This is a genomic window from Acinetobacter sp., assembly GCF_049284435.1.
Taxonomy (GTDB): domain Bacteria; phylum Pseudomonadota; class Gammaproteobacteria; order Pseudomonadales; family Moraxellaceae; genus Acinetobacter.
Genome location: NZ_JBAPXX010000026.1, coordinates 19149 through 28160, shown reverse-complemented (window position 1 = coordinate 28160; position 9012 = coordinate 19149). Strand labels below are relative to the sequence as shown.

11 protein-coding genes are annotated in these 9012 nt (G+C 45.3%); 6 read left to right on the top strand and 5 right to left on the bottom strand.

Annotated features, from left to right (window positions below; all coding sequences use genetic code 11):
- Positions 1-83: 50S ribosomal protein L32 (gene rpmF, locus WAK81_RS02095; RefSeq protein WP_374667293.1), on the bottom strand; the 83-nt coding region annotated here is incomplete at its 3' end.
- A 77-nt stretch (positions 84-160) separates the two neighbouring features.
- The gene (locus WAK81_RS02090; protein WP_004279226.1) at positions 161-718 is read right to left on the bottom strand and encodes a YceD family protein; all 558 of its coding nucleotides are present in this window, start codon (positions 716-718) and stop codon (positions 161-163) included.
- A 97-nt stretch (positions 719-815) separates the two neighbouring features.
- Here WAK81_RS02090 and WAK81_RS02085 point away from each other — a divergent pair, with 97 nt between their 5' ends.
- The 3 genes from WAK81_RS02085 (at position 816) to WAK81_RS02075 (ending at position 2513) form a co-directional block, all read left to right on the top strand.
- A complete protein-coding gene (locus WAK81_RS02085) occupies positions 816-1478 on the top strand; it encodes an elongation factor P hydroxylase (protein ID WP_422195487.1) in 663 nt (220 codons plus the stop codon).
- An 87-nt stretch (positions 1479-1565) separates the two neighbouring features.
- Positions 1566-2183, top strand: a complete 618-nt coding sequence (locus tag WAK81_RS02080) for an L-threonylcarbamoyladenylate synthase (RefSeq protein WP_422195486.1) — start codon at positions 1566-1568, stop codon at positions 2181-2183.
- A gap of 45 nt (positions 2184-2228) precedes the next feature.
- Positions 2229-2513: a hypothetical protein gene (locus WAK81_RS02075; protein ID WP_422195485.1), complete on the top strand. Its 285-nt coding sequence runs from the start codon at positions 2229-2231 to the stop codon at positions 2511-2513.
- Positions 2514-2597: 84 nt separating this feature from the next.
- On the opposite strand, the gene WAK81_RS02070 is transcribed toward WAK81_RS02075, so the two are convergent.
- On the bottom strand, positions 2598-3077 hold the full coding sequence (locus tag WAK81_RS02070) for a hypothetical protein (protein ID WP_422195484.1): 480 nt from the start codon (positions 3075-3077) through the stop codon (positions 2598-2600).
- Between the two features lie 505 nt (positions 3078-3582).
- On the opposite strand from WAK81_RS02070, the gene WAK81_RS02065 reads away from it, so the two are divergent.
- From WAK81_RS02065 to rluB, 3 genes are read left to right on the top strand one after another with little or no spacing between them, the layout of a single operon-like run.
- Positions 3583-4377, top strand: coding sequence for a segregation and condensation protein A (locus WAK81_RS02065; protein WP_422195483.1), 795 nt, complete (start codon positions 3583-3585; stop codon positions 4375-4377).
- Complete coding sequence (scpB, locus tag WAK81_RS02060; protein WP_422195482.1) at positions 4374-4964, top strand: SMC-Scp complex subunit ScpB; 591 nt, start codon at positions 4374-4376, stop codon at positions 4962-4964. Before WAK81_RS02065 ends, scpB begins: the two co-directional genes overlap by 4 nt.
- Before the next feature lie 41 nt (positions 4965-5005).
- Complete coding sequence (gene rluB / locus WAK81_RS02055) at positions 5006-6058, top strand: 23S rRNA pseudouridine(2605) synthase RluB (protein ID WP_005107723.1); 1053 nt, start codon at positions 5006-5008, stop codon at positions 6056-6058.
- A gap of 54 nt (positions 6059-6112) precedes the next feature.
- On the opposite strand, the gene WAK81_RS02050 is transcribed toward rluB, so the two are convergent.
- Complete coding sequence (locus tag WAK81_RS02050; RefSeq protein WP_422195481.1) at positions 6113-7849, bottom strand: ABC transporter ATP-binding protein; 1737 nt, start codon at positions 7847-7849, stop codon at positions 6113-6115.
- A 10-nt stretch (positions 7850-7859) separates the two neighbouring features.
- The gene (locus WAK81_RS02045; protein WP_422195480.1) at positions 7860-9011 is read right to left on the bottom strand and encodes an ABC transporter permease; all 1152 of its coding nucleotides are present in this window, start codon (positions 9009-9011) and stop codon (positions 7860-7862) included.
- Between the last annotated feature and the right edge of the window lies 1 nt (position 9012).

Genomic DNA, 9012 nt, shown 5'->3' with positions numbered 1-9012 from the left:
GTTAATGCATTCTCGGTTAAAGCGTCATGTGAACGGCGCATGTCACGGCGAGAGCGACTTTTACGGTTTTGCTGAACGGCCATGATGGCTCCTTACAAAGATCGAAAAAATGGATCAGAACAAATTCGATTGTCTTATACACAAGAGTATAACACAAAAATTAGTTAAGTTTACCCTTCAAAGCAGCCAAAACTTCAAACGGGTTGTCCCGTTTTTCTTCGGCCACTTCTTCTACGGCAGGTTGATGCTTATGTTCACAAAACTCATGTTTAGGCGACAACGGCATCAACAATAACAGTTCATCTTCTATCAGCGCGAGTAAATCAGCGGTCGCCGGTGCATCATAATCACCTTTGGTCGTTGCTTCACTTTCACCTAGGACGATGAAATCAGCATCCTCATCCAAGCGCTCTATCAGTGACTCATCATCCACAAGTGCCAAATGGAACGAAGAAACCAGTTCAATTTCTACGGTTTCCAGACAACGCTGGCATTCCATAGGAACTTTTGTTTCAACGTGACCATCTAGCCATGCAATACGATGATAGGCATCCATTGATAGCTTACAGTCTATGTTAATCAATTGATCATCAATTGATCCAACAGCTTCACGAGCGATACGAACAAAGCGGGATAAAGGCAGTTGACCTGACCATTTAAAGCCCTGTTCAGCCCATTTAAACGGCTCAATCTGTGCCGGAAAGGTATTTGCTGACATAATTAAGGCGGCAATTCTACAAATTCATCAGTACTCTGTCAAAGATTAAGATACAATTTTGTACTTATTTCGACAGACCATTTGGGTAACTCAAGTCATGCATCTGTTGCAGCCGCAAACAGAAGTGAATGTTTCATCACTCGTTAGCACAATTCCAAGCCTTGATTCTGACAGTTCAACACAACAAGTGCAACTCTCGCCATGGGCGAATTTATCGTCAGAAGCGCAGCAGGTGGACTGGCTCATCTTACACTTTAATCACTGGTTTTCCCATTTAAATGTCACTTTAGTACGGGGCGAATTTGAACCAGAATATTTCCCTGCAAGTACAGATAGTCCTGCCCGGATCCAGTTTGCCCATGGTTTCTTTAATAGTGCCCTGCATGAAATCAGCCACTGGACCATTGCCGGAGACAAACGCCGCCTGTTGCCTGATCTAGGTTACTGGTATGCACCGGATGGTCGTACCCGCGAACAGCAGGCTTTATTTGAACAGGTCGAAATCAAACCACAGGCAATTGAGTGGATGTTTGCCCAGGCTTTTGGCCGTAAATTCCGGGTTTCTTTGGATAACCTGACTGGCGACGGCGGTGATGGCACCAGCTTTAAAGATCATGTCTATGCCCAAGTTCAGGCTTATTTTAACGGCACAGCCAAACTGCCACGTGATGCCCAACGCCTGATTCAATCTATCTGTGCCTGTACACGAGCTGGCAAAAGTTTACAATCTGATGAATTTCTACGTGAAATGCTTGATTAAATTACACAAATCTACCTTTTTTGTGATTGCCAGACGTCGCCATAGCGCCACATAATAAGCCATCAGCCCAAGCTTGGAGTAGTCTCTATGCTGCATTTACGCGTACACCCAGACAATCCGCAACCCCGCTTAATCAGTCAGGCAGTGGAACGTATCCGTGCGGGTGATGTGGTGGTCTATCCCACTGATGCAGCCTATGCGATTGGTTGCCAGATTGGGAACAAGAGTGCCATGGAGCGGATTGCGCAAATTCGTGGTCTGGGCCCAAAGCATCAATATGCGATTCTGTGCTGTGATTTGTCCGATATTGCCACTTATGCCAAGGTGGACAATGCCATGTACCGTTTGCTGAAAAATAATACACCGGCCATCACGACCTTTATTTTACCTGCGACCAGTGAAGTGCCGCGTCGGTTGATGCATCCCAAGAAGAAAACCATTGGTCTACGCATTCCGAATAATCAAGTGTGTCAGATGCTGCTCAAAGAACTCGGTGAGCCTTTGTTGACCTCTACCCTGATTTTACCGGGTCAGACCGACCCACTCGATGATCCTTATGATATTGAAATGCAGCTGAGCAAACGCATTGATGTTTTTGTAGATAGTGGTTTAGGCACGTTGAGCACGACTTCTATTGTAGATTTATCCGCTGATCATCCAGAAGTGATTCGTCGTGGTATGGGAGATATCAGCGCCTTTGAATAAATGAGGTCTGAGAATTTCCTACAAACCTTGAAGGAGTCAGAATGAATGGATTTATTTTATCTCCTGCTGAATCAGCATGAATTTTCTGCACAGGATCTGATCTATGCAGAACTGCCTTGGACACTGCAATCCAAGGCAGCCATGGTCGAAGCACATCCTTCTGCCAATCTCATTCTGAACATTGACCATACGGAATACCAATTTTTCCTGAAGTTAAGTCTACTTAGACAGCTGTTACAGATCTATTCGAAGCAGAACGTATGTCTGGCAGAGACTTGCCAGCGCCTCATTGAGTTTGCGGCCAAGGAACAAAGTCCTTCCTCTCTGTGAAAATATAAAAATAGTCCATCGTGAGATGTTGCGGTGTTTTATTCTTTTCAATTCGACAAGTATGCAGTGGTTGCCAAAAACTGTTTAAGAATCCGAACTACGTTCATAATGACGAACCGTCATGAAATTTGGACATTGCGATAGCTTCTGTTCATGATGCATGAGCTCTTCACCCAGTTTATTTTTCAGATATACATGAAAAATAATCTGATCTTCTTCCAGTACATTCAGCATCGCTGTGCGTGCCTTGGGTTCCATGACTTTAAAGGAATTGATTGACTCACAAGACATGGCCTGCATGTCCAGTTTAATCCGCTCATCCAGCTGGTCGCCCTCATAGGCCATATGCCGCATGTAAAAACGGATATTAGGATATTGATCGAGGATGCTAAAGTCCATTTTCATGGCCTGCATGACAGGCCGGGCCTGTTCCGCAAAAGCTGAGAATCCCCCTGATTTCAGTCCTGTTCGTGCTTCATCTTCAAGCTGCATAATCTGATATTTGGGATAAGCCCAAAATCCCCCGAATGCGATCATCCCAATAACAACCAGAATAAATGGCATGCTTTCTTCACCTTTTTATTGATTTTTGTGATTCTTGACTATTTTTCAGGAGTATAGCGGTTTTTTTGACCAAAAATTATAGGGAAATATTTTATTAATACTTATTAATTTCATGTTTTTTAATGGGAAATCCGTTTGAAAATCACTCAATATCTGCTGGCTAGCTTATTTCCTTTTTTGATGAGAACCTCTAATTTGATCAAGTTTTTTAAGTGAATCAACTGACATCATCTACCATATACGCTTAATTATAAGAGCCAATTTAACGTGAAGATCACCGCAGCATTTCCCGCTATGTTCTGTCATTTTTCTCGTTGCTATTTTTAAATCCCAGATAAATTCCATTATTTTTTTAAGTTTTTATGGCTTTGACGGCTTATTTAATTTATTTAAAGTTACTTTTCCAGTACAATGACAACACTTAATTCCTGTGCTTTTCTTTCGATCAGATACCGAAAATCAAGCCTTTGCATGCCTTTGAAAATTCGCGTGGCCTATAATTGTAATGACTCAAATTATCCATAACACTATGGAATCTGCTCCGCACATTCGGGTTCTGGATGAATGGCAGGATACTATTCCAGAGGATCTGTACATTCCTCCAGCGGCATTTGAAATCTTATTAGAACATTTTGAAGGCCCACTCGACTTTTTAATTTACCTGATTCAAAAAAACGGTTTTGATCTGTTACAGGTCGATATCGCGCCGATTGCAGCACAGTATTTGTCTTATATGGACGCGATGAAATCCCTGAATATCGAGCTGACGGCCGATTATATGGTGATGGCGGCTTTACTGGCAGATCTCAAATCGCGTTTGCTGTTGCCGAAACCGAAAAGCCTGGCTGCGATTGAGCAGGATCCAAAACAAGAACTGATTGACCGTTTAGAAAATTATTTAAGAATTAAACAGGCAGCAGAACGTCTGGGTCAGATGCCAATTCTGGAACGTGACACCTTTACCACCAATGTCACTCTGGGCGAAATCCAGCAGCCGAATGAAGGCTATTCAAGCGATTTATTGCGTGATGCCTTGCTCTGTATATTTAACCGTCCTGAACCCGTGATTCATCAGGTACAACAGGAACCGGTACTGTTAGAAGAACGGATTGCCTATATTGAAAGTTGTATTGAAACTGGCGAAGTACTCAGCTTTAAGGACTTGTTAAAACCGAGCCAAGGCCGTATGGGTATGGTGGTGACCTTTATGGCGGTGCTGGAACTAACCCGACAACAAAAAATTCAGATTATTGCTACAGGTATTGAAGCCGCGCTCGCGATTCAAGGAGCCAGTCAATGACACTCGATCAAAATACGCTGTTATCTGCAGAAGATAATCTGCATGAAGTATTGATACAGCTTGAAGCCATTATTTTTGCCAGTGACTCTGCGGTTTCATTGGCGCGTCTGAAAGAAGCTTTTCAGGATCGCTATAGCAAGCAGGAATTACGTCAGTATTTACAACAACTTTCCATGCTGATGCATGGCCGTTCGATAGAACTGATTGAAACAGCACAAGGTTATCGTTTTCAAGTGCGTGCAAAATATCGTAATATTATTGCACAGACCTGGCCTGAGCGACCGGCTCGCTTGTCGCCTTCATTACTAGAGACACTTGCGGTGATTGCTTATCACCAGCCAGTGACTCGAGCGGATATTGAACAGATTCGTGGTGTCACGAATAACAGTCAAAACCTGCGTACGCTGTTTGACTGGAACTGGATTAAAGAGTCCGGATTTCGTGAACTCCCTGGAAGACCTGCGTTGTTAATGACAACGCCACAATTTTTAAATGCGTTTGGCCTGAATAGTTTGGGCCAATTGCCTCCCCTGCAGGATGCCAAGGAAGCTTTTATGGCCCTCGATGCGAATGTACCGAAGTCATAAATAGGTGAACTGTTGATAATTATTTCTAAGGTTATGCTGTCATGAGTGAAAAGTTGCAAAAGGTGCTTGCACGCGTTGGTTTGGGTTCTCGCCGTTATATGGAAGAAGTCATTGCCGCGGGTCGTGTAAGTGTCAACGGGCAAATTGCCCAAGTGGGTGAACGAATCGAACCAGGTGATGAGCTTCGCATCGATGGTCGTAAAGTTGCCTTCCAGATTGAAGACGAAATCCGTCGTCGTGTCATTATCTATTACAAGCCTGAAGGCGAGATCTGCTCACGTAGCGATCCTGAAAACCGTCCGACCGTATTTGAACAGCTGCCTGCTATTCCAGGCGATCGCTGGGTGATGGTCGGTCGTCTGGATATTAACTCGACCGGTCTACTCTTGTTCACAAATGATGGCGAACTTGCGAATCGCTTGATGCACCCATCGAATGAAATCGAACGTGAATATGCAGTCCGTGTCATGGGTGAAGTAACGCCACAAATTCGCAACAACATGCTCAAAGGCGTGGTGCTAGACGATGGTCCGGCAAAATTCGAATCTTTTTCTGAACTCGGTGGTGACGGGATCAACCGTTGGTTTCAGGTCGTGGTGAAAGAAGGTCGTAACCGTGAAGTACGTCGTATCTTTGAATCACAAGGCCTGAAGGTTAGCCGTCTACTGCGTACCCGTTATGGTACTGTGATTCTGCCACGTGAACTGCGTACTGGTCGCTGGATTGAACTGGATAAAAACGATATCGACAACCTGACCAAAGCTGTGGAATTGAAGCCACGTCAAGGCACTGGCTTGTTTGGTATGGCGAAACGTCGTAACGAGCGTATGCAGGACAAACCGATGGCTGCACGCCGTGGCGGTTTCTTGCGTCAGCAGCGTCGTGACAGTGATGAGCAACCACAAAACAACACTGGCCGTGAGCGTCGTGATGACAATGCTTATGGTCGTCGTGACAGAGCTGAAAACCAGAATGGCACTCAGTTTGTACGTCGTGAAAACCGTCCAGATCAAGGTTTTGGTCGTCGCGAAGAGCGTGATGAAAATGCGCCGCGTCGTCCATATGGCGTCAACAAAGGCTTTAAAAAGTTTTAAGCTCTAATTAAACTAAAAGTCAGGCAATTGCCTGACTTTTTTATGTCTTATGAATCAGGCACTTTTTGGAATCCCCTGCGGAATAGCACTGAGTAAACGCTTGGTATATTCATGCTGTGGCGATTGATACAGTTCATCTGAATTGGCGATTTCAACCAGTTCCCCATGATTCATCACCATGATCTGATCTGAAATATATTTCACCACCGACAAATCATGTGAAATGAAGATATAGCTCAGTCCAAATTCATCCTGTAAATCTTGCAGTAAATTCAGCACCTGTGCCTGTACTGATACATCCAACGCCGAGACCGATTCATCACAAATTAAAATCTCAGGTTTTAAGGTCAGGCAACGTGCAATTGCAATCCGCTGACGCTGACCACCGGAAAACTCATGCGGATAACGATAAAAAGCCTGTGCAGGCAAGCTGACCCGTTCCAGCAGATCCAAGGCCATTTGTTTGCGCTCTGCATCATCCTGACCAATCTTGTGAATCTGCATCGGTTCCATCAGGATTTGCCCTACGGTAAAGCGCGGATTCAAAGAAGCATATGGATTCTGGAAAATGATCTGGATTTTACGTTGATACTGGGTAAATTCCTGTTCAGACATATCCAGAATATCCCGACCCTGAAACAGTGCCTTACCGCCCGTAGCCTGTTGCAGACGCATTAACAATAAACCGATGGTGGTTTTACCCGAACCGGATTCCCCGACCAGCCCTAAGGTTTTGCCTTTGGCCAGCTGAAAAGAAACTCCTTTTACTGCCTGAAATTCATCTTTACCAAACAGACCTTTACGACTATAAAAAGATTTTTTCAGATCCCGTACATCCAGAATAATTTCCTCTCCGCCATTTAGCCCACGTGAACGTTGCGGAAGCTGAGTGTTCAGACGGATATCCTCCAGCCAGGTTGAACCATCCTGTTTCATAAAATCACTGATCATCGGCAAACGTAACGGGCGTTGCGACAATTGTGGACGGCAGTGTAACAAGGCTTTGGTATACATGTCTTGAGGCCGGTCCAGCACCTCCCGAACCGGACCCTGTTCACGGATTTCCCCATGCCGCATCACAATCACCTGATCAGCAATCTCACCGACCAACGCCAAGTCATGAGTAATAAACAGCATCGACATCTGACGACGTTGCCGCAGCGATTCCAGCAAGTCCAGAATCTGCTTTTGAATAGTTACATCCAGAGCTGTGGTCGGTTCATCTGCAATCAACAGTTTAGGTTCACAGGCAATGGCCATGGCAATCATGACGCGTTGCTGCTGTCCACCGGAAAGCTGCCCCGGATAGGCATCAATTTTAGTTTCTGGCGCAGGGATCCCCACTTCTTTGAGCAGCTCCAGGGTACGTTGCCGCGCCTGTTTTTTATTCATGCTCAAATGTAGTTGCAGGATTTCTGCAATCTGCATGCCTACCGTAAATACCGGATTTAGCGAAGACATTGGCTCCTGAAAAATCATGGCAATGTCTTTGCCGCACATCTGGCGCATTTCACGGGTTTTAAGCTTGAGCAGGTTTTTCCCTTCAAAGATGATCTGGCTATCTTCTGAAATACGTGCACTTTCTGCTGGAAGCAGGCCCATAGTAGCGAGGGAAGTAACCGACTTGCCACTCCCCGATTCACCTACCAGTGCAACCGTGGTATTGGCCGGAATCTCGAAAGAAACCCCTTTTACGGTCTCAATATATTCTTTATTTTCACCTTTAAAACTGACTCGCAGATTTTCTACGCGAAGTAACGCAGGTGCTGTGCTTGGATTGATTTCAGACATCGTTGCGCTCCTATTTCAGTTTTGGATCTAATGCATCACGGAGTGCATCGGTAAACATCGAGAAAGCAGTCACCAATACCGCCATGGCGATTGAGGCTGCCGCCAGTTGCCACCATTTACCCAAAATCAGCTCGCTTTGCGCTTCATTTAGCATACTGCCCCATGACACTACCCCGATAGGCACACCGAAACCAAGGAAGCTCAAAATGACTTCAGACTTGATAAATGCCACCACCAGAATAGACATCTGTACCAGGGCAATATGGCTGACATTGGGAAAAATATGGACAAACATACGACGCATATTACTCACTCCAATCGCCTTGGCAGCCAGCACATATTCACGTGCCGTATGTTTCATGTATTCGGCACGAACCAAACGGAAGACCCCGGTCCAGCCAGTCAGACCTAAAATCAGGATGATTGATAAAATACCTTTCTGCTGTAACACTGCGGCAATGGCCAATACCAGCAACAGATAGGGAATCGAGGTAAAGATATTATAAAACCAGTTTAGGACATCATCGACCCAACCACCAAAGTAACCTGCTATTGCACCCAGTGCAGTCCCAATAAGTACAGCGACAAAGGCTGCAATCAGTCCAACCAGAATCGAGGTTTCAGCCCCCTTGATAGTTTTCTGTAAAACATCCTGACCCCATTTATCGGCGCCGAAGACCAGACTTTGCTTTAGTTCCCCACTTTCATCCATCAGCTGGCCGCCGAGCTCCTGATTAATGGCCTTCATGTCTTCTGCCAGCGGATCGACCACTCCATAATAATCGATGCCCGCACCTGCACCCTGCTCAGCCGCAATTTCAGCATTCAATTCAGCAATGACATCTTTTAAAGGATCAACTGGATTGACCGGTAGAGGCACAGATTCTGCGCCCTGCTCTGTATCAGATGCCGCCGTAACTGGCGTCGCACTGATAAAACTCGGCGGTGCATAGCTGACCGCCACTTCTTTATTCCAGTCTTTGGCAATCAGGCCGCTCATTGACAGCACCAGCAGCAGCAGATAAAAAAGCACCACATACAGGGAAAACATGGCAATCCGGTCACGTTTCAAACGGCGCATGGCCAGTTGCCATAATCCTGTTGAAGCCGATTCAGGTGCTGCTTCAGCCGCTTGTTCTTTTTTAAATATCGCACTCAGCATA